Here is a 20,807-nt window from a genome sequence, read left to right on the forward strand (position 1 = left end):
CTTCATCTGAAGCGAGAACTGACTGCCTCCTCGTCGCGAGGGGCGAGAAAGCCGTCCAGATACAGGGGAAGCAGCCTATTGAAGAACCGCTCTTGAGAAAACCTTCTTCTCGCCTCCCGCGCGCCTCGAGCGGCAAGCGATTCACGACTGGTTTCGTTATCCGCAACATGCCTGATAGCTTGTACGGCTTCGGCCTCGTTATTGAAAACCACTCCCGTCACCCCCGACCGAACGATGTCGACGTTCCCCGCGCAGGCAGAAACTATCACGGGTAAGCCCGCGAACATCGCTTCGATTACCGACACCGGCATGCCCTCCCACGATGCTGTCGATAAGTAAATGCTAGCTTGCTTTATGTTTTTAACGACCTCTTCTCGTGTCATCCATCCCGTAACGCGAACACCTGCATCGACGAGCTTCTGCCTGAGCCTCTCCTCTCCATCTCCGACCCAAACAAAGATCAGCTTGCTGTCCCCCAGGGCTGAGGCAATCCGAGCGAACAGTTCAGGGTTCTTCTGGCGTCGAATGCCGCCGACAGTAACAATGTACCGATGTTCCGAAGCCGTGGTGCAAGGTCGGCCTGATCCATGATTTTCCGGCTCTCCAATTTCCGGTACGGCGTTCTCTACGACTACTGCTCGTTGCCGCAAATGAGCCCACACTGCGTGCCGCTCGCTCTCTGAACAGGCCACATACAAGGTTTTCCGAACCGCCGCCAAACGCTCCAACGCGATATATGCGAACCTCGTCATCCGGGAAATATCTTGACGCATGAACGAAATGCAATGCGGGCTGTACAAGACGATCATCCGTTCGAACGAAAATAGGGCGGCCAATCGACCGAGGAATCCGGCCACCGAAGAATGAAGGTGAATGACATCGGGCTGTATCTCTTTCAGGGCAGTGCGTAGACGCTTGATGGCGAATATCAGACCCGCACCCTTCATCTGAATATGTTTGAGCGTCACCCTATCGTCGAACATCATCCGGAGCCCGCGCGGTGTCTCGTCACGCAGCGAATAGACGACATGTACTTCATGCCCCTCCTTCGCGAGTCGGTTTGCGATCAGGCAAACCATTGAGAGCGTTCCTGTCGCGCTGGACTCCAAGACTTGAACGATCCTCATAACGCGTTCCCAACGTGCTGAAGGCGGCGTGGGACAGCGATGTCCATCGCATCACGAACAAAGGCAAGAATGCCGGCCCCCTCTATCACCGACGTCCAGGCAAGACGCCGCAGCTTATCAGGTTCGTTTTTCTTTACGGATAGCTCTCGTCCGTCGAACGGCAAACTATCAAATATCGAGCGCCCAGCCACGAATGCATGAATACCCAATTCCCGAGATGCGGCTAAGTTCGATGGTGAATCGTTACAAATGATCTTTTTACCGAGCGCGGCGTATTCCAACATTTTTGTTGGAGTCTGAAAGCAATGCGGCCGATGATAGGGAAAATAGCAGACGGCATACTCCGATCGTCGAACAATGTCTAGTGCATCTTTTTGCGAAACACGCCCGACGAAATTCAGTCCTTCGGTATTTCTGAACTCACGGTAAAGCGATGTTTCGGGGCGTCCGACCAGAACAAACTTGTTCTCTCGCTTCCAGGGTGATGCCCGCCATGCAGCAAGGACCTTGTCGAAACCTCGCTCCCGACTCATCTCGCCGATATAACAAAATCGGCCGCCCTTCGTCGGATGTGCAGAATCGCAACGATCTCCGTCAGCAGCGTCGAAGATCCAGTCAGGCACTCCCATAGGCAACAGAACTGAAGGAATCGCATCCCTGAAATTCATGACGTCGCGCATTCTCTCATTTTGAAAAGCCCTGAGATTGGGCTTGGCGTTCATTACCTGCTTGATCCAATCCTTGCAGGCTGCCAAGGGTCTGACTGAGAGCGAACGGTAGTCGTGGATAATAAATCGTGCATTCTCATGAACACGATAAAAGCCCATAATGCACCACAACACGCATTCGCCCTTGAACGGAAAGCGTGAATACGTATTGCTATCCCCTGAGAAAACCTGGATGCCCAGCTTACTTAGAAAATCCGAATACGCGTTAATCTCCGGGTAGTTAGCATTACCCGAATGCAGAATGAATACTTTCACTATGTTTTATCCTTTTCCAGCGCCCGTGCCGGAACGCCCACGGCCACGGCGTGCGGCGCCAAACTCGATAGCAACACCGCCCCCGCACCGATCCGGGCTCCGTCCCCAATCCGTATTTCTCCCAATGCGATGCTATTGGCACCGAACTCAACGCGATTACCGACGATCGGCGCCCCCGTCAACGTACCGTCAGCGCGCGTGATATTTCCAATCGTCACTCCATGACGTAGCACACAGTAGTCTCCAATCACTGAAAATCCATTAATCACCAGCCCGAAACCGTGATAAATCGTCAGGCCCTTTCCGATATTGGTCTTGACAGGAATCTCAATACCCATCACCCAATCGGAAATCAGGATATAAAACGCGATAAATGGCAGGCCCAGTATTAAAGTAACGTTACTTCTACGTGCAAGGTAATTTGCTATCCTAAATAACAAGATGACGAATTTTGCTTTGAAGAACGCGTTACATCGGAAGTCTTCGACGATCGCGCGAGAGGTGCTTTTGATCGTGACACTCATATTCGTCCATCATTTGAAAAAACACGCCGTGCGGCGCGGGGGTCGATTGGACCGTTGCCGAAATAGTCGATACCGTCCACCAAGAAACCATGGATGTACTTCATCAGACGATCTCGATCGAACTCTCTGTATAGGCAGCGGCCCAGCGCAACGACCTTTTTTCCGTAAAGCATTGCTTCAAGACCGACAGTTGAGTTAATGGTGACGACCATCGCCGCGTGCTTGATCAAATCCACCGCTGCAGTTGTCACGATTTGGAATTGATGGATAGTCTGCAGTCGTGCAATTTCGTCAATCACTGCTCTATCGTTCTCGGCCGGATGAAGCTTCACGATCAGGTCCATTCCCTCACTTTCGGCGAGCTCGAGTGCAATCCTGATCGCCTCCAAATTGTCGACATCCGAATGCAGTTTGATCTGCGTATCGCCCGAGACCTGCAAAGGCAAAAAGACATAACGTCGCGAGATCAACGCGTCTTCCCCTATCGAGCTCGCAATGGCGGGCAACCTCACGCCATTGCTAGCGCGGCTTCGATCGAGTCGTTTCCGGCCAACGCCCTGAGTCAAGACCTTCACTGCGTAGTTCAACAGGGAAAGCCCTTTTCGACGGATCGAAGTCTGTGATTGTGGAAGGGGTCTTCTCTTATATTCCTCGTATCGCCTCAGCCATCGTTCGTGCTCTGACAAGTCCGGCATGGAAAAGCGATCGATGATCGAGGGGTCGCGGGCGACCGTCGATAGCGCATTTACCCCTTCATCGTCGGCGAACAACTTTTCGGGCAGATTCGACAGTTCGAGAAACCGCACCCGCACACCGTATGTTGAACACGCATGGCCGACGGCACGACATATCAGTTGTTGCCCGTTCCACATCACACATACCGTAATGGCAAGGCGGTTAAAAACGTCCAAAGCTGCGGTAAAAGTCGCCATCCAATCCTGGCGAGCAACATGCGCGTCAATAGTCCCATTCATAACCTCGATCGAGCGATCAAACAATGAAGAGCCGTACGCTAATCCGGACGAATTATTCTTAGCACGTCGCAGATAGATCGAGTGTCGCCCTTCGAGTCGAAAGAATAAATGAGCAAGCGGCTCACTGGTCATAAAGACGAAATCGCCTTCCTTGTCGAGCGCTTTTACGAGCCTTCGGACGAAGTAGAAGCGCTCCAGTGAGTCGATTACGACGGCAATCGTCATCAAGGTTTCTCAAAACGGAATAATTCTTACGCGGATACGGGTGAAGGTGCGGCGGCGCGCTTCACGACTTGAACAGTCAACATAAGTCCAACTAACATCATGGTGACGCCAGCGACCGAAAATGCCCGGATACTGGGCAGAACAGAAAGCCGCATTAGATGCACGGTGAATAGTGTCGCGCTCAGTACGACGCCACACCCCAACTGGAATAAGAAATCAATCCTCTGCCCGCGGGTCGCCAGAAACACCTGAGAAAGTGGCATGTACATTAATTGAACTGCAAACAAGGGGATCATTTCGTAAAAGAACGCGCTAGCTCCATGCCAGCGTGCCCCCAGGAAAATCCGGACCAATGGCGCGAACAGCAAAGCCCCTCCCGCTGCATAGACGAGTGCGATTACAGCAAGGTATCGCGCGTAAGTCATGAACACCTGATGCAGAAGCGTAGCCGCGTTTTCTCGCGCTAGAGCACCGATTAGGTCCCGGCGAAACACACTGCCCACGCTTTGTGCAGTCAACGAGACGGGAAAGAAACCCAAGCGATAGGCAGCCGCAAAGTATCCAGCGCTTTCGGCGCCAAACCAATGCGGAATGGTGATCGCAAGGGAGTATGTCATCACCGATCCACACAACGTCGACGGGAGAATGAAGGCCGCGAAGCGCGAGTTTTCAGAAAAGAATGAAAACGCGACCTGGGCCCGGTAATCGCGATGTCTGCCGTGAAGCAGAATACCAACCAGCAACGCACTCGCAACCATGACGTTGATCACACAATACATGCCAAAAGCATCCGTGCGATCCAGAGTCCCAAAGCATTCTTCTGCTAGCAGCGATAGGAGGAATACGCCGTTTATGGCGAGTCGGCTTGCCGCGATGATGTCGTATCGACGCAGACTGCTCAGATATGCCCCCGCCGCCTGCTGTGTAAAGTAGGCAAACGCACAGGCTTCCACCGCAAGAACTTCGACGTGGGACATAGCGAGCGTCACGCATACAGCAACGATCACAACCACTACACTTAACAATGTCACGTGAATGAATGCATTGAACGAATAGCGTGGGCTGTCCGATACACAAGCAAGTTCGTATCGAAACGCAAGCAGTGTCCCTACGAACGTTCCGCATGCGAGCAGGTAGTTGAAGTGCCCCAGCACAGCTGGCCCTTGAAAGCGCCCGATCAGCGAAACGCAAAAGAACAGCGATATCTGGCCCGCAACGACCCCCATCATCGAGATGACAGAGTCCTTCAGCATGGTCATCTTCTTGAACTCGCTACACGTCACGTTGCAAACCCTATTCGTACCTGGTGTAACGATAGCTGCCGCACCTCAAACCATGCTCGGCGTGGCATAACACCGTTCGGCTGTTTCAATACAATCATCTGCGGCCTCATGATCCGTTTTGTTACGAAAGTTCGACTTTGCATCAATAGGCACCCGAACCTCGCAACACCACGCTTACCGTCCGCAAGAGAATCCAAATATCCGTACGCAAAGACAGTTTCTTGACATACGTAACGTCCAGCAAGACCCGCGTCGAATAGTCGACATCGTTTCGGCCACTCACCTGCCAGAGTCCCGTCATCCCGGGCTTCGCCATCAAATAGTAAGAAGCGTTATCGCCATAGCGCAGCAACTCCTCACTGACGATCGGACGCGGACCGACCAGGCTCATATCCCCTTTGAGCACGTTAAATAGTTGCGGCAGCTCATCCAAGCTCGTCTTGCGAAGCAGCCTCCCGATCGCGGTGATACGCGTATCGTCTTTTAGCTTGAACTCACGCTCCCATTCCGCGCGCGCGAGAGGATCCCGATCGAGCAATTCGCGGAGAACTGCGTCCGCATTCGTCACCATCGATCGAAACTTCAGGCAGTTGAATGGAACGGCGCCACACCCAATGCGGACATGCCCATACATCGCAGGCCCACCGTCGCGCCTCACCACAACGCCGATCACAACGAGGAGCGGCGACAGCAATACGATCAACACCGAGGCAACGACAATATCGAAACTCCGCTTGGCGATGCTTCGAAGCATACCCACGCGCTCCCCTTCCTCGCCCAACATCCGAATGACGTTATTCACTTAGTTATCCGTATTGTTTGGAAGATGACAAATGCCCGATTAATCGGGCTCCAAAGTGTACGTTTCTATCGACGGATCCATTGCAGACGAAGCGTCCGCGATTACCTTGCAAACATGGACGAGTCAGCGAGAGAGCGACAGATAGTAGTGGTACTGTCAAGAGCGTACCGATCTCGCTCACGTTGTTTCGGCCAATACCCGAACAGAATTCGCCAACCACCATCGCATTTCATATTGGGAGCAGGCAAGCCGTTGAGCAATGAGCGCGGGTTGCGCACGCGAGCCTCATCGCCAGTGCTCAGCCGCTGGCAACGGCACCCAAGCACGCCACCATTCCGGACTTACTAAAGCCGCGCTTCGCACGCCTGGTAACATCTCGGGGACGCGTTTCACTGAAACTGTATGCGAACTTCGAAAGGCCATCCGTTCAAGCGGAAGTCACTGTCATCGCGATCCTGCAGGCGAGCGTGCTTGCGAGCGCCTATCCTGCCGCTGTCAGCAGACTGGGGACAAACTAAGTTCGTCCGATGTGAGACGCTATGATCGCGCGTTGATCGGACCGTGTGTCCGCCTGGTGATCGATAACCGCCGCAACGCCCCTCTTATTTTTTTCAGCCGCGTGGACCACCTTCATCTCGGCTCGTATCTCTTTAAATCATGTTTTGTTCGTTCTATTGAGAATGCATTCAAATATTAATCCGTAAAAAGGAGAGAGATGTCTTACGTAGCTTCCGTAATCTGGCTCAAAGAAACTCTGTACGATCAAAACAGCGATGATTAACGAAGACGTATCGAGAGTCTGCTTCCCAAACAGATTGGAATGCAGGTCACCTCGCAATTTCCTCCAAAATGCGAATTGCGTTGAGACAATGACTAAAAATATTATCCAATAATAGGGAGATACTTTTAATAACAAAGGAAACGGAATGATAAATGTCGCAAAGGTCAAACAAACATTTATAAAACCAAGCAAAAATCCTCCGCCGGGCATAAAAGGCGTAATCATTGTTCGCGCGTTAACGTCACCTTTATCTATCCGGATCTCGTTTACCGCATTTCTAAACGAATCAGCGGTAATTCCGAATTTTAGATACAACACGATCGTGACAACGAAAATTGCGCCGATGACAACTAGACCCATGAGCCACATTCGGCGTATTTTTGATAAAACAAAAATCAAGAACGGATATACTGCTAAAATCAGAAACCAATAGCCGCGAAAGTAGTATGCGTAAGCGGCCATAATAATGCACCACAAATACGTACCAGCGCGGCCAAACATCCATCTGGCAATCTTTCTTATTATGAGCAGCCCCAGAACCAAAATATCTTTGCTCAGGGTTGACATGTAGATCGTAGCCATCAACGAAAGCATCGAAAACAATAGTATTTCTCGAAGCCGAATCTCACTTGTCCGTCCGCCCCATATGCTTCCAACCATCGAACCGGCGACAACAATCCACGTCAAGAGAGGAAGAGCAATAGAGTCCCTCTCCGCCCCAAGAAATCGAAATACAGCAGCGGTACTTTGAAAGCTATCACCAGGAGTTAGATTCGCTCCAGCGATAATAAAAGATTGAATAACTTTCGAATCTGTAAAAAAATATGCTGGCAGCAGCTTTTCCTTAGTTAATGCCAATACCAACATCATGATTGATACGAGCAATAAAACTACTGCTGAATCATGGCTCCCCAGGGTACGCGAACTTCCACTGCGAGCCGGCAAAGCAATCCGAGGCGGCGCTATCATTTTGATTGATATTAAAACTGGTAGGCGTCGTTAATTATTCGCTATCGCTTTCGTATTTGTACTGTGAATATTTCATGTATCCGAATGTGCGGGGCTCGACGGCATTAAAGACGACCCCTTTGATCTCGATTCCCGCCTGTCGGAGACGATCCGTCGCAATCTGCACCTCACGAACTTCGCTCACGCCGCAACGAACAACCATCAGGCTGGCATCAGCATGGTTACCAATGATTGCGGCATCCGTAACCGCAAGGATGGGCGGAGTATCGACAATGATCAAATCATATCGACCTTTAACCTCATCCAGGAATCGACCCAATTTTCCCGACATCAGGAGTTCGGTAGGATTCTGTGGAATGGTTCCGCGGGAGACGAAATCAAGTCCGGTGTGGCCTTGCTGTTTGTGAACTACTTCGTCGAATCCACGGCTTCCATCAAGCAGATCCGAGAGCCCAACCCCCGCAGAAACGCCAAAATTCGCGTGCCCTATACCGCGGCGCATATCACCATCCACCAACAGCACGCGACGTCCAGATTGCGCAAAAACGGTGGCCAAGTTGCACGCAACAAACGTCTTACCGACAGATTGACTGATCCCCGTCACCATTAGCACTTTATTAGGCAAATTGAAGCCGTCAAAGTGCAAGCTTGTCTGCAATCCTCTCAATGCCTCTATCGCCACGGCATTGGGCTTATCAAGAGCAAGCAATCGAGGCTTTGTGGGTCGCGTCCCATTGTTTGCTGACGTGGGTTCATCCACGTTCTTCATTTCCTCACTAAAGGGAATCGACGTGGAAACAGCGATTCCTATGGCCTCCAGTTCGGAAGGGTCGACGATTCCCAGATTGAATGTTCTCTTGATGTACACAGTGAGCATCGAGACTGCCAATCCGGCAAATAGCCCACATAAAATGATCATAGATCGCCGCGGTCGTACGGGGGCCGTTGTGTCCACTTCGGGAACGTCAACAACGCGTACATTCCCCACCGTGCCGGCACGAGCAACGTCGAGTTGCTGAGCTTGTGTCAACAAATCCGTATACGTCCGACTGCTCACTTCGACATCGCGGGTAAGTTGAAGCAGGTGTCGCTGCGTGTCCGGCAAGTTCGAAATTTGCGCCTTCAACGACGCTTTCTTCGAGTTGAGTTGAGCAAGTTGATCGTCGAGCACTCGCAAGGTCGGCTGCCCGGCTTGGAATCTTTGCTGCGCATCGACCTGTTGCATGCGAACCTGCTGAATGTTCGTCTCGACAGAAACGACCTGATCCAAAAGCGCCTTCGTTTCCAGGCCAATGTCTACGGAATGGGAAGATAGTTCGAAGTCCTTAAGCGCTGTCTGCGCTTTCTCTAGCTCGCCTCTCACTTTGGGCAGTTGATCTCGCACAAATTGGAGACTTTTGGCTGCCTCCTCCGAGTTTCGCGCAACGTTTTGACGAACGTATTCCTGTGTTATTTCTTGCAATGTGCGAGTGGCAAGAGTTGGGTCTTCGTTTTGATAGCTTATTGATACAATTCCCGAATCCTTACCTTGCTCAAGGGCGACGACGTCTAATTGCAAACGTTCGACAACCGATAAACTCGAGTTTCGTTGCACGTCGAACAACGTACCTGGATTAGCCTTCAGGCGACTTATGAGCACGGAGACACCACCCGCATGCACAGGCTTGCCGACTTTCCCGTGCAGAATGATATCCCCGTGCGAATCATTCATAATAAAAGATCCGCCTCCCTCTGCCTCAAGCGTGAGATTCTCCCCGAGAAGGGAATCTGGAACGTCAAGCTGGTCAAACTTGAGTTCCTCGCCGCCCCATCCATATCGACGTAATCCGAGCAAGGGTTTAGCGACGGAGACAGCATCTGATGAAACAAAATGACGGTTGATCAGCGAGCCGATCAGAGGAAAAGTTCGTGGTCTCGCATCGACATAGAGTTTTAGCGCATTAACCGCCTTGCCTACGACAGAGCGCGATGTGATGAGTGCGATTTCAGTTACAGCTTCCGCGTTCGCAGTGTTCAACAACTGATCCATTCCGGCCATCATCGTACCGCCGGTGGGCAGCCGATGCTCTACCTGAAGCATCGCGTCTGCCTCGTACACAGGCGCGGTAAGAATCGAATACAAAACGCTAAGCGTGACGAACGTGCCGGTAATGATCAAAATCAACCGTTTGTGATCAATCAGCGCTCCCAGGATATTCCGGAAGTCAATCTCATCGTCCCTTTTCAGCTTTGTTTCACTGCTCATTTTGCCTACTCTTGCTAATCATAAGTGCATCAACCAACTTTCGACTGTCTTTTCGATCAACCCATATATATGCTCATATCGACGACGGTCTCGTCTGTACGGATCTGGAATTTCGATTCCCGCGTCCCACTTTCCGAGCAGAAACACTTTCCCCCTAACCTCCGGCATCATCGAGCAAATATGGTTACGCTGACGGTGACTCATCGTCAAAATAAGATCGGATTGCCGAAGCATGGTTGGAGTGACCTGCTTCGCTCTATGCGTCACGCTCGAATGTCCGTTTTCCGCCAAAATTTCCGCGGCTTTATCACATATCGGGCGCCCTACTAGTGCACTAATCCCTGCGCTAGTAACAGAGATCGACCTTGCCGCCAGTCGGTGTCGCAGGATGATCTCGGCGGTTGGGCTCCTACATATGTTTCCCGTGCAAGTCACCAGGATATCGTTGATCACCATTTGTGTACTTGGCACAACCAATTTATAGAGAATTTCTCGTTCGGCTTTACCTACCGCTTCGCTAGCGAGCGAGATATGCCGCCGCCATCCCGGCGTTATAAGAGGGCAATAAAAGACTCAGAACGCGGCTGAAACGCACAAGCCCGTTACCATCGACATACACGACATCCTTCGGCTCCAGTTGAAATTCATTTGCAAGCGTCATGGCGACGGGCGATTCGGCATTCAAATGAAAGACCTCCGGATGATTCGTAGCTGCACCACGAACGACATACATTTGCTGCGCGTCCGCACTATTCAAGTTGATACTGCCGGCTTGGGCGAGCGCTTCGCCCAAGGTCAGCCGCCCAGTCTTCATCGGCAACGCAAATGCCGGCTTGTTGACTTCGCCCATGACGAAGATTCCACTGTCACTTCGAGCAGCGACGCGCAGCAGGTCACCCGCGCGCAGATGGATGTCCGACGGATTGATGCTCTTGTCGAGCATTTCGCTAAGACTGATGTGATAAAGAATGCCATCGCGCAAGAGCGTGAGATTGCCTTGGTCCGCATCTGCAGTGAAACCTCCCGCTCGGTTCACCGCTTCAAGTAGCGTCATGGGGACATCGTTGAGCGGTTGCAGTCCGGCTGCCTTGACTTCACCCTCGACGTAGACAGCTTTCGACCGGAACGAGGCAACGCGAAGGGTGACCTGTGGATCGCGATACGCCTTCGATAGCTCTTTGAGGAGCCGGTCCTGTGCCTCGTCGGGAGCAAGATCAGCCACGTGCAATTTCCCGACATACGGAAACTGAATATTGCCTCGCTGGTCCACGACAAATCCGACACCCGGGTCGGATGGACGGCTGCCCAATATCTGCTGGCCGGCAGCCGCAGCCAGTTCCGGATGGTCCCACACTGTGATCTGCAGCACATCGCCGGGCCCGATGGTGTACTTGTGCGATTCGCCGACCAATTGGCGGACCGCCGAATCGACACTGGCACTGCGCGCGATCCGCTGCTCTTCAATCAGTGAAATGTCAATGTCTCTAATCGGAACCTTCACATCCGATGCAGGGGTCGTGGCATTGCCCACGGAAACGGGCAAGGTTGGATTACTGCCCATCTGCATGCCCGGTGCCATTACGCACGCCGTAAGGGCAAGCGGAACTACGACGCATAGGCTCGCGCGACGCAGAAGGCCGTACAGCAATTGGTTGATCCGCCTCACAGCAATTTTCCCGGACACTCGCATAACAACGACCTTCGTTCCCGCTCGAAATAGCCGCCCAATATACGAATCCGCACCACCAATTTCCCGCCAATACCCGAACCGTTTTCGCCACCCCCATCTCATTGACAAGCGCGTTCCGCCGCCACGCCGGCGGGAACTCGAACCACTTTTGCAACAAAAATGCAATCAGGGTGAACTCTGAGAGATAATGTCGATCAGTTGATGGTCACACCGTGCGCAATCAGCAACACGCACACAGGCAGCAACCGCACCACAGCCCCCCATTCCCGCCTCACCGAAACCGCGCTGCGCGCCGCCCGCGCACCGTCTCGGCGAGGCGTATTGCTGAAAAAGCAGAAAAAAGCAGAAAAACGCATGCAGATTCCGAAAAACCGTCTGATCGAGCTGGACTTCTTCCGAGGGCTGGTTCTTTTATTTATCGTCGTCGACCACATCGGCGGCAGCATCCTGTCGCGCGCCACGCTCCACGCGTACGCGCTGTGCGACGCCGCCGAAGTCTTCGTCTTCCTCGGCGGATTCGCGACGGCCACGGCCTACGCGTCACTCGCCAAACGTCACACGGAGGCCGACGCGCGCAACCGTTTCTTCAAGCGCTCGCTGGAGCTGTACCGCGCATTTCTGGTCACGGCCGTCCTGATGCTGGTCGTGAGCGCCGTCATGAGCGCCTTCAGCATCGACGCGCCCAACATGGCCACGACCGATCTCGACGATATGATGGACACGCCTACCGCTGTCCTGCGCGACATCCTGCTGTTCCGTCGCCAGCCCTATCTGGCTTCCGTCCTGCCCATGTACGCGTTCTTCGCGTTCGCGGTGCCCGTGATCCTGCCGCTTGCGCGCAGCAAGCCGTGGCTGCTGCTGGCGGGCAGCCTTGCCGTATGGGGCATTGCGCCGTCGATACTGCCGCACCTTCCCGTGGCGGAAAATGCGCAATGGGACTTCAATCCGTTCGCCTGGCAGCTGATGTTCGTGCTGGGTGTGATTGCGCAGACACAGCCCGTCTATCAGCGCACGAGCGCGCATCGCTACGGCTGGCTGGTGACGGCGCTCGCGTGCGGCATCGTCGCGGCGGCCGCCTGGTTCAAGCTGTTCGTGGAAGTGACGCCGCTCGACAGCAGCCTGAAGCAGAATTTGTCATGGCTGCGTGCAATGAATTTCCTCGCGATCGCGTGGCTCGTCGCGAATATGGTGCGCCTCGGCTGGGCGAGGACGATTGCACAGCGCCTGCCCTGGGTCGGGCTCGTCGGGCGCAAGGGCCTGCTGTGCTTCGTCGCCGGCACAGTGATCTCGCTGGTCGTCGACTCGCTGCTGTACACGGCCACCGACGGCTATCTGAACCTGCCGCTTGGCCTCCTCGCAGACGCCGTTGCAATCGGCTCGCTGTTCGCCGTCGCAAAGGCGTCCGTGCCTATCTCGCGCGTGTTGACCCCGCGTTTGCATGGATCGGGACCCGCCTGATCCTTGCGATCAGGCCGTTCCATCGGCCCGGAGTCTCATCTCATCGGGCGAGCGCAGCAAGCAGGCACGCGGCTCAGCGCTCGATCCACTCGGTCCACAGCACCATCAGCACCGTCATCAGCGCAGGGCCGACGAACAGGCCCAGCAGACCGAAGGTCTCCGCGCCGCCAAGAATCCCGAACAGCACGAGCAGGAAAGGCAGGCGCGCGGAACTGCCGATCAGCACAGGCCGCACGAAGTGCTCGGCGACGAACACGACGACGAAGCCGAACACGGCAAGACCGATTGCCGGAATGAGCGCGCCTTGCTCGACGAAGATCCACAGCGCGGCGCCGCAGAACACGACCGGTGCACAAAACGGCAGCATCGCCGCAATCGCCGTGACGAAGCCAAGCAGCGCGGCATGCGGGACGCCCGTCAGCATATAAGCCACCAGCAGCAGCGCACCCTCGCCGATCCCGACCACCACCAGCCCCGACACCGTCCCGCGCACGGCCGCCGCCATCCGCTCGAACAGATGCATGCCGTCATAGCCGAACGCGCGCCGCACGCCCTTCATCAGCTCGCAGGACAGCTTCGGCCCCGCCTGAAAGATCACGAACAGCGTGACTAACATGAACGCGAACAGCATCAGCGCATGCGCAGCGCGCGCGCCGAAATGCCGCCCGAACGTGACGACAGCCCCACCGTGCAAACCCTTCATCGCAGGCGAATCGCGCAACGGCTGGCTCAGGTTGTCCTGCCACCAGCTCCCGATCTGCGCCGCGCCGAAGGGCAGATGTTGCACGAAGTCCGGCACGGGAATGCCGTTCTCCTGCACACCGCGCGCCCACTCGATCACGTCGTGCGCCTCGGACGCCGCCTGCGCAATGCCGATACCGACAGGCAGCAGAAACAGCAGGCCGATCGCAATGGTCAGAACGGTCGCGATCAGCGTCGACCGCCCCTTGAAGAACTTGTGCTCCTCGATCCGGTGAAACGCGGGCCACAGCGCAATCGCGATCACGCACGCCCATGCGATGGCAGGCACGAAGTCGCGGATGACCCAGAGCGCCAGCACCACCATCGCCGCATACAGCGCGGCCGACGCGATCCGCTGCATTTTGCGGCGATTCGGCATGTCGGCTTCGGATGGAACGTCGGGCGGGCGCTGGTTCATGTGACCTCGTGAACGGGTTCGATGCGCGTTCAGCAATGCGCATCGCTATGATGATGCAGGCGGAAGCCTTGCGCAGATGCCAGCACGCAAGATGCCGCATCCCGCTTCTCCGGCTGCCGGGCCGCCCATCTTATAGGATGCTGGGACACCCGGACGCCCCCCGCAATCGATCGCGCCCTTTTCTGCCGTTCATACAACAGTTCGTTGCATAGTTGCGCGCAATCGGTGCGACCGCCCGCAGATCCGCTTTTTACCGTTCGCGTACACGCCGGGTATCCCATTATTGCGGAATCGGGAACAGTGTTTCTACGCGGGCACAATGGCTCTCTCTCGCGCGCGGGACTACATTCGGCACACCACAACTACGGAGCCGGCCATGACGACATTGGACTGTTTACCGCTGATCGGCGCCAACGGCTTGCGCATCGAGATTCTCGAACATTCGGACACGACGCTGGTGATCCGCTGGGTAGAACCCGGCCGCTGCCATTATGGCGAACAGCGCTGGCGTCGCCGCTCGGCGCATACGTCGGGCACATGCGCCGTATCGCGCCGCAAGATCCGCCGCGGCGACGCCGTCTTCAAGCCCGCCGAACGCCCCGCTCCCGCGAACGCGTCCGCAATGATCGCGGCCGAAGTGCTCGAACACGCGCTCGCCGCATAACCGTCGTTTTCGGCAACAATCGAAACCCGACGCAGCCGGTCGGGTCTTCAATCTGCCGCGTGTGCGCTCAGAAAGCGGCACACTTCGCGATGCATCCACTGCACGCCTGGACTCGTCGCCAGAGCCCGCCAGGCGCCGTGCACCAGCCCACGGCCGATGGGCGCGTCAACGCGCCCGCGCGCCGCGACAATGCGTTCGGCGAACACACGGGCATCGTCGCGCAACGGATCGTGCTCGACGCCGATGGCGAGCGTCGGCGGCAATCCATCATAGCGTGATGCTTCGAGCGGCACGGTCCACGTATCAACGGGGCGTCCGCGCCAGTACAGCTCACCGTAGCGCCGCACATCGGCAAGCGTGAGCATCGGCGCGTCGGCCTCGGTGTCGCGCGCCGGCAGCTGCGGTTCGATGCCCAGCATCGGATAGACCAGCGCGAGACCGCGCACGCCCGGGACACCCTCATCGCGCAAACGCAGCGCGACGCTCGCGGCCAGTGTGCCGCCCGCGCTGTCGCCCGCCAGTTGCAACGAGCGCGGCAACGCACTAAACGGCAAACTGCCATCGAGGGCAGCGCGTGTCACCGCGAGGCAATCGTCGTGAGCGGCGGGCGCGGGATGTTCCGGTGCGAGCCGATAATCGACGGCCACGACGCACAGTCCCGTATCCGCCGCGATACGCGCAGTGATCAGTTCGTGACTGGCGAGCGAACCGACGACGAAGCCTCCGCCATGAAAATAGAGCACCGTGCCCGATGCGCGTGCGCGGTCGGTCGGCACATACAGCCGCAACATGAACGACTGCCCGCTCGCGGGCGGCATGAACAGCGCATCCTGCGTCGTCACACCGTCGGGAAGCGGCGGCGTGAACGCAGCCGCCAGTCGCTCGTACATCGCGCGCTGTTCGGCGGGCGTCGACGCGGAGCGATCGGCGGGATAAAGACGCTTCGTACGTTCAACGAATTCAACGATCTCCGGTTCGAGCATGGCGCGTGCTCCGCTTATCTGTTGGCCGATTGTCCACGCGAATGCCGGACGTCTCTATTGGCGCGTCTGGCCGGGCAAACCGATCACACGCCCTGCATAGCGGGCGGCAGGCAGCGTCGCCTGCGCGTCGACCAGCGCACGCACGCGCGCCTCGACATCGGCGTCGAAGGCGGCGGAGCGTGGCCCGCTCGTATCGACGTGCAGCAGCATCTGCTCGCCCGCCGCGACGGGCTCTTCACCGTCGCCTGCAAACATTTCGAGGTACAGGTGCATACGTTTCGCGTCGTGCGCCAGCACCCGCATCTCAGTGCGCACCTTCGTGCCTTCCTTGATTTCGTGCAGATAGTTGATGTGCGCTTCAAGCGTGTAGATCGAACGGCCGCGTGCCTTGCGCACTGCGTCGTCGAGGCCGATCTGATCGATCAGCGCATCGGTGGCGAAGCTGAAGATCAACATATAGAACGCGTCGCGCAGATGGCCGTTGTAGTCGACCCACTCGGCGCGCACGACATCGTGATACACAGGCAATTGCGCATGTCGCGGCATGGCGAATGTCTCCGTCGCTTGGCATGGATATCTTGTGCTGCGGGGCCCGGCTCCGATGCCCCGCCCGTGCAGATGATACGCGACCCTTATTCGTCGGCCCGCAAGCCATGACGCGCTTTCGTTTCCGCGATCACAGACAGCACGTTCGTGATGCACTCGTCGCGATAGCGTTCGAGTTGCTTGATCGAACGTGGACCGACCTGCTCCGCCGTTCCGTCGACCACGCGGTCGATCAGTTTATCCGTCAGCTTCGGCGCGACCAGCTTCGTCCACGGCAATTCCAGCGCGGGCCCGAACTGCTGCATGAAATGCCGCATGCCCGCGTCGCCGCCCGCGAGCGTATACGTGAGGAACGTGCCCATGAACGACCAGCGTATACCCGCGCCAAAACGGATCGCATCGTCGATCTCGCCGGTCGTCGCGACGCCTTCATCGACAAGATGCAGCGCCTCGCGCCACAACGCTTCGAGCAGACGGTCGGCGATAAAGCCGGGCACTTCCTTGCGCACGTGCAGCGGCCGCATGCCGAGCGTGCGATAAATTTGCATGGCGGCATCGACAGTCGATGCCGCCGTCCGTTCACCGCCCAGCACTTCGACGAGCGGCAACAGATACACAGGGTTGAACGGATGCCCGACGATACAGCGCTCGGGATGCAGCGCACGCGCATAAAAATCGGTCGGCAGCAGGCCCGACGTGGACGAAGCGATAATCGCATTGGGCTTCGCGGCGCGGCTGATCTGATCGTGCAACGCGAGCTTCAATTCCTCGCGCTCCGGCGCGCTTTCCTGAATGAAATCCGCCTGCGCGACGCACTCCTCGATTGTCTTCACGAAACGCAAGCGCGCCTGCGATGCGCCCGGTGCCAGTCCAACGCGTTCGAGTGCGGGCCACGCGTTCGCGACGTTGTCGCGCAACTGCTTCTCTGCGCCGGGCGCCGGGTCCCACGCGACGACGTCGAGTCCGTGCGCGAGCGCGCGCGCCACCCAGCCACTGCCGATCACACCCGCGCCGATTGCTGCGAATGTCTTGATGTCGGTAATCACTGCCATTGCCGATGTTCCTCAGGAAATATTCAAAGCGTTCGCTACCGGTCACCAATCAGGCGAGCTGTTCGACAGCGCGTTTTTCGAGCGGCCGTTCGCCGCGTGCCGGCAGACCGAGTTTCTTGCGACCTTCCGCAGGTGTGAGCGCGCGGCCGCCCAGACGCTCGATGATCTCGACGGCACGCGCGACGAGCGATCCGTTGCTCGCAGGCACACCCTTGTCGAGCCAGATGTTGTCTTCGAGTCCGACGCGCACGTGGCCGCCCAGCAGCATCGCCTGAGCGAGCATCGGCATCTGCATGCGGCCGATGCCGAAGCCGGCCCAATGCGCACCGGGTGGCAGGTTGTCGACCATTGCCTTCATCGTCGCGGTATCGGCGGGCGCGCCCCACGGAATACCGAGGCACAACTGGAACAGCGGCGGCGCATCGAGCAACCCTTCTTTCAGCAATTGCTTCGCGAACCACAGATGCCCCGTATCGAATATCTCCAGTTCCGGCTTGACGCCCAGTTCCTGAATTCGCTTTGCGCCTGCACGCAATTGCGCGGGCGTCGACACATAGACGTAGTCGCCATCGCCGAAATTCAGCGTGCCGCAATCGAGCGTGCAAATCTCGGGCAATAGCTCTTCCACATGCGCAAGCCGCGTCAGGCCGCCGACCAGATCGGTGTTCGCACCGAAGCGCATCGGATCTTCGCCCGGACCAATCTCCAGATCTCCGCCCATGCCCGCCGTCAGATTGATGATGACGTCCGTATCGGCGGAACGAATGCGGTCGACGACTTCGCGATACAGGTTCGGATCGCGGCTGCCGCGGCCCGTTCTGGGATCGCGCACATGACAATGCGCGACGGTCGCGCCCGCTTTTGCGGCTTCGATCGCGGCATCGGCGATCTGTTTCGGCGTGACGGGGATAGCGGGATGCTTGGCGACGGTGTCTCCAGCGCCCGTGACGGCGCAGGTGACGATTACTTCGTGATTCATGCGTGCAATTCCTCGTGCAATGTCTGCTAACGGTTGGATCCGAAGAGTCCCAATGCAAAGTACTCTTCGTATTGACTTGTCAAACCTTAAAGACCGAGATAAGCCTTCACCGCCGGCAAGCCATCCTTGCCGTCGTATGTCTTCACGCCCGCCAGCCATTCGTCGAGTACTTGCGGATTCTTTTTCAAATAGGCTTTAGCGGCTTCGGAAGGCTTCTCCTTGTTCATCACGGATTGCATCACCACGTTCTCGAGTTGCGTGGTGAAGCGCAGGTTGCTCACGAGCTTGCCGGCATTCGGACAACGCGTCAGAAAGTCCGGCGATGTCAGCGTATAGACGCGCGCTTCGCCATCGTTCGGCCCGAATACGCCTTCGCTGCCGCTCAGGTACTTCATATCGATCTGGATGTTCATCGGATGCGGCTGCCAGCCGAGAAAAACGACCCACTTCTTCTCGCGCACCGCGCGATCGACTGTGACCAGCATGCCCGCCTCGCTCGATTCGATGAGCTTGAAACCGCCGAGCCCGAACTGGTTGGTCGCGATCATTTTCTGAATCGCGGCATTGGCACTGCTGCCCGGCTCGATGCCGTAGATCTTTCCGTCGAGTTCCGCGCGGTGCTTTGCGATGTCGGCAAAGGTCTTGAGCCCCGCGTCGTATTCATAGGTCGGCACGGCAAAGGTCGCTTTCGCGCCCGTCAGATTGGGCGGCTGCAATACGTTGATCGATTTCGCCTCGACAAAAGGCGCAATCGCCTTTTCCTGCACCGGCCACCAGTAGCCAAGCGACACATCCAGCTGTTTGCTCTTCAAGCCGGCGAACGAGATCGGCACGGAGGCCACCGTCGTCACCGGCTGATACCCCAGCCCTTCGAATACCGTCGACGCGAGCGCCGTTGTCGACGTGATGTCGGTCCAGCCGATATCCGCGAAATGCACGGCGCGGCAGGTGGGCGGATCCTGCGCGAGTGCGGGCAATGACAGCGCAGCCAGAAGGCTGGCAAGACATGCGGAAACAGCCTGGTTGATCCACTTCATGACGATCCCCTTCGACACGGCTCGTGATATTTTTGAACGCCCGCGGCGCGGGCGGCGAATGAAACGACAACGACCTGATGTGCATTAAAGGTACAAATCCATATTCCGCCAAAATCGACCAACAGCGACCCGTTCTTGCTCGCGAGCGACCATGAGGGAAAACCAGCATGCGGCGAGGCACCCGCGGGCGCCGACCGATTGTTGCGCTGCGCCATCCACCGCGCCGATTATTGGCGGCTTGCCGGGTTGCATACTGCTTGCTACGCTCGCCGGATTCGACGAATCCGGTCGACCTCACTCCCGACGATCGAGCGATGCCCGAAGACATTTCGTTTCTGCTGCTGCCCGGCTTTTCGGCCATCGGTTTCATGTCAGCCATCGAGCCTTTGCGCGTCGCGAACCGCTTTCGCGAAGATCTGTACCGCTGGCACATATTGAGCGTGGATGGCGCGCCCGTCAGCGCGAGCAACGGCATTTCACTGAATGCCGAAGCCGCATTCGGCGATGTGCATCACGCGTCGACCGTCTTTGTCGTAGCGGGCTTCGAACCGCTCGCGTGCTATAGCCGCGCGCTCGCTGACTGGCTCAAGCGGATGGATCGCGCCCAGGCGACGTTGGGCGGCATCGACACAGGCGCATTCATTCTGGCGGAAGCGGGACTGGTGCGCGCGACGGACAGCGTGACACTGCATTGGGAAGCACTCGCCGCGTTTCGCGAGCGCTATCCGTCCATGCAGGCCAGCGACGAGCTGTTCGAAATCGGCGAGCGGCGCATTACCTGCGCCGGCGGCACTGCGTCGATCGACATGATGCTCGATCTGATCTCTCGCAACCACGGCGCCGCGCTCGCTTCGGCGATCTCCGAGCAGTTCGTCGTGAGCCGCATCCGGCAGCGGTCCGATCATCAGCGCATGGAAATCGCCGCGCGCTACGGCGTGCACAATCGCAAGCTGATTCAGGTGATCGGCGTGATGGAACAGAACATGGAAGAGCCGCTTGCGCCTGCCGATCTGGCGCAGGAAATCGGCGTCACGCGCAGGCAGCTAGAACGGCTCTTCTGCTCATCGCTAAAGGACACGCCGACACATTTCTATCTGCAATTGCGGCTCGACCGCGCGCGGGAGCTTTTGCGGCAAACAGACATGTCGATCACGGCGATCTGCGTCGCATGCGGATTCGAATCGCCCTCGCATTTTTCGCGGACCTATCGTGCGCGTTTCGGCACGAGTCCGCGCAGCGACCGCAGTCCGCCGCATCACGGTGCGGGCGGCAGGACGACGCATTCGACACGCGAGGCCGCCATACCGTGATTCTCAAGATGGTTCT

18 protein-coding genes and 1 pseudogene are annotated in these 20,807 nt (G+C 57.0%); 3 read left to right on the forward strand and 16 right to left on the reverse strand.

What is annotated here, in order from left to right; all coding sequences use genetic code 11:
- Window positions 1-2 precede the first annotated feature (2 nt).
- The 10 genes and pseudogenes from BPHY_RS16585 to BPHY_RS16625 form a co-directional block, all read right to left on the reverse strand.
- On the reverse strand, window positions 3-1,127 hold the full coding sequence (locus tag BPHY_RS16585) for a glycosyltransferase (RefSeq protein ID WP_012402598.1): 1,125 nt from the start codon (window positions 1,125-1,127) through the stop codon (window positions 3-5).
- Complete coding sequence (locus BPHY_RS16590; protein ID WP_012402599.1) at window positions 1,124-2,110, reverse strand: glycosyltransferase; 987 nt, start codon at window positions 2,108-2,110, stop codon at window positions 1,124-1,126. The genes BPHY_RS16585 and BPHY_RS16590 overlap by 4 nt, the downstream gene beginning before the upstream one ends.
- Complete coding sequence (locus BPHY_RS16595) at window positions 2,110-2,634, reverse strand: serine O-acetyltransferase (protein ID WP_012402600.1); 525 nt, start codon at window positions 2,632-2,634, stop codon at window positions 2,110-2,112. Before BPHY_RS16595 ends, BPHY_RS16590 begins: the two co-directional genes overlap by 1 nt.
- Window positions 2,631-3,833, reverse strand: a complete 1,203-nt coding sequence (locus BPHY_RS16600; RefSeq protein ID WP_012402601.1) for a capsular polysaccharide export protein, LipB/KpsS family — start codon at window positions 3,831-3,833, stop codon at window positions 2,631-2,633. Before BPHY_RS16600 ends, BPHY_RS16595 begins: the two co-directional genes overlap by 4 nt.
- Before the next feature lie 26 nt (window positions 3,834-3,859).
- Window positions 3,860-5,092 (reverse strand): lipopolysaccharide biosynthesis protein, encoded by a 1,233-nt coding sequence (locus BPHY_RS16605; protein WP_041764916.1) that lies wholly within the window; start codon window positions 5,090-5,092, stop codon window positions 3,860-3,862.
- A 166-nt stretch (window positions 5,093-5,258) separates the two neighbouring features.
- Window positions 5,259-5,858: pseudogene (locus BPHY_RS16610) on the reverse strand (sugar transferase); the annotation flags it as partial.
- A gap of 715 nt (window positions 5,859-6,573) precedes the next feature.
- Window positions 6,574-7,569: a hypothetical protein gene (locus BPHY_RS16615; RefSeq protein ID WP_041764275.1), complete on the reverse strand. Its 996-nt coding sequence runs from the start codon at window positions 7,567-7,569 to the stop codon at window positions 6,574-6,576.
- Window positions 7,570-7,702: 133 nt separating this feature from the next.
- Window positions 7,703-9,913, reverse strand: coding sequence for a polysaccharide biosynthesis tyrosine autokinase (locus tag BPHY_RS16620; RefSeq protein WP_012402605.1), 2,211 nt, complete (start codon window positions 9,911-9,913; stop codon window positions 7,703-7,705).
- Window positions 9,914-9,931: 18 nt separating this feature from the next.
- Window positions 9,932-10,369 (reverse strand): low molecular weight protein-tyrosine-phosphatase, encoded by a 438-nt coding sequence (locus tag BPHY_RS44220; RefSeq protein WP_012402606.1) that lies wholly within the window; start codon window positions 10,367-10,369, stop codon window positions 9,932-9,934.
- 61 nt (window positions 10,370-10,430) lie between these two features.
- On the reverse strand, window positions 10,431-11,603 hold the full coding sequence (locus tag BPHY_RS16625; RefSeq protein WP_012402607.1) for a polysaccharide biosynthesis/export family protein: 1,173 nt from the start codon (window positions 11,601-11,603) through the stop codon (window positions 10,431-10,433).
- A 354-nt stretch (window positions 11,604-11,957) separates the two neighbouring features.
- Here BPHY_RS16625 and BPHY_RS16630 point away from each other — a divergent pair, with 354 nt between their 5' ends.
- Window positions 11,958-13,061 carry an OpgC domain-containing protein gene (locus BPHY_RS16630; protein ID WP_041764925.1) on the forward strand — a complete coding sequence of 368 codons (1,104 nt, stop codon included), beginning with the start codon at window positions 11,958-11,960 and terminating at the stop codon, window positions 13,059-13,061.
- A gap of 73 nt (window positions 13,062-13,134) precedes the next feature.
- Here the strand turns inward: BPHY_RS16630 and BPHY_RS16635 are convergent, their stop codons facing one another.
- Window positions 13,135-14,220: an AI-2E family transporter gene (locus BPHY_RS16635; protein ID WP_012402609.1), complete on the reverse strand. Its 1,086-nt coding sequence runs from the start codon at window positions 14,218-14,220 to the stop codon at window positions 13,135-13,137.
- Window positions 14,221-14,596: 376 nt separating this feature from the next.
- Here BPHY_RS16635 and BPHY_RS16640 point away from each other — a divergent pair, with 376 nt between their 5' ends.
- The gene (locus tag BPHY_RS16640) at window positions 14,597-14,884 is read left to right on the forward strand and encodes a DUF3331 domain-containing protein (RefSeq protein WP_012402610.1); all 288 of its coding nucleotides are present in this window, start codon (window positions 14,597-14,599) and stop codon (window positions 14,882-14,884) included.
- A gap of 47 nt (window positions 14,885-14,931) precedes the next feature.
- On the opposite strand, the gene BPHY_RS16645 is transcribed toward BPHY_RS16640, so the two are convergent.
- The 5 genes from BPHY_RS16645 to BPHY_RS16665 all read right to left on the reverse strand — a co-directional run bounded on the left by BPHY_RS16645 (window position 14,932) and on the right by BPHY_RS16665 (window position 19,481).
- Window positions 14,932-15,867: an alpha/beta hydrolase gene (locus BPHY_RS16645; RefSeq protein ID WP_012402611.1), complete on the reverse strand. Its 936-nt coding sequence runs from the start codon at window positions 15,865-15,867 to the stop codon at window positions 14,932-14,934.
- Window positions 15,868-15,921: 54 nt separating this feature from the next.
- Window positions 15,922-16,413, reverse strand: coding sequence for a thioesterase family protein (locus tag BPHY_RS16650; protein WP_012402612.1), 492 nt, complete (start codon window positions 16,411-16,413; stop codon window positions 15,922-15,924).
- An 86-nt stretch (window positions 16,414-16,499) separates the two neighbouring features.
- Window positions 16,500-17,465, reverse strand: coding sequence for an L-carnitine dehydrogenase (locus tag BPHY_RS16655; protein WP_012402613.1), 966 nt, complete (start codon window positions 17,463-17,465; stop codon window positions 16,500-16,502).
- A 49-nt stretch (window positions 17,466-17,514) separates the two neighbouring features.
- The gene (locus BPHY_RS16660) at window positions 17,515-18,444 is read right to left on the reverse strand and encodes a BKACE family enzyme (RefSeq protein WP_012402614.1); all 930 of its coding nucleotides are present in this window, start codon (window positions 18,442-18,444) and stop codon (window positions 17,515-17,517) included.
- Window positions 18,445-18,530: 86 nt separating this feature from the next.
- Window positions 18,531-19,481 (reverse strand): choline ABC transporter substrate-binding protein, encoded by a 951-nt coding sequence (locus BPHY_RS16665; RefSeq protein ID WP_012402615.1) that lies wholly within the window; start codon window positions 19,479-19,481, stop codon window positions 18,531-18,533.
- A 314-nt stretch (window positions 19,482-19,795) separates the two neighbouring features.
- Here BPHY_RS16665 and BPHY_RS16670 point away from each other — a divergent pair, with 314 nt between their 5' ends.
- Window positions 19,796-20,791 carry a GlxA family transcriptional regulator gene (locus BPHY_RS16670; RefSeq protein ID WP_012402616.1) on the forward strand — a complete coding sequence of 332 codons (996 nt, stop codon included), beginning with the start codon at window positions 19,796-19,798 and terminating at the stop codon, window positions 20,789-20,791.
- Window positions 20,792-20,807: the final 16 nt, after the last annotated feature.

The sequence above is a fragment of the Paraburkholderia phymatum STM815 genome (assembly GCF_000020045.1).
GTDB lineage: Bacteria > Pseudomonadota > Gammaproteobacteria > Burkholderiales > Burkholderiaceae > Paraburkholderia > Paraburkholderia phymatum.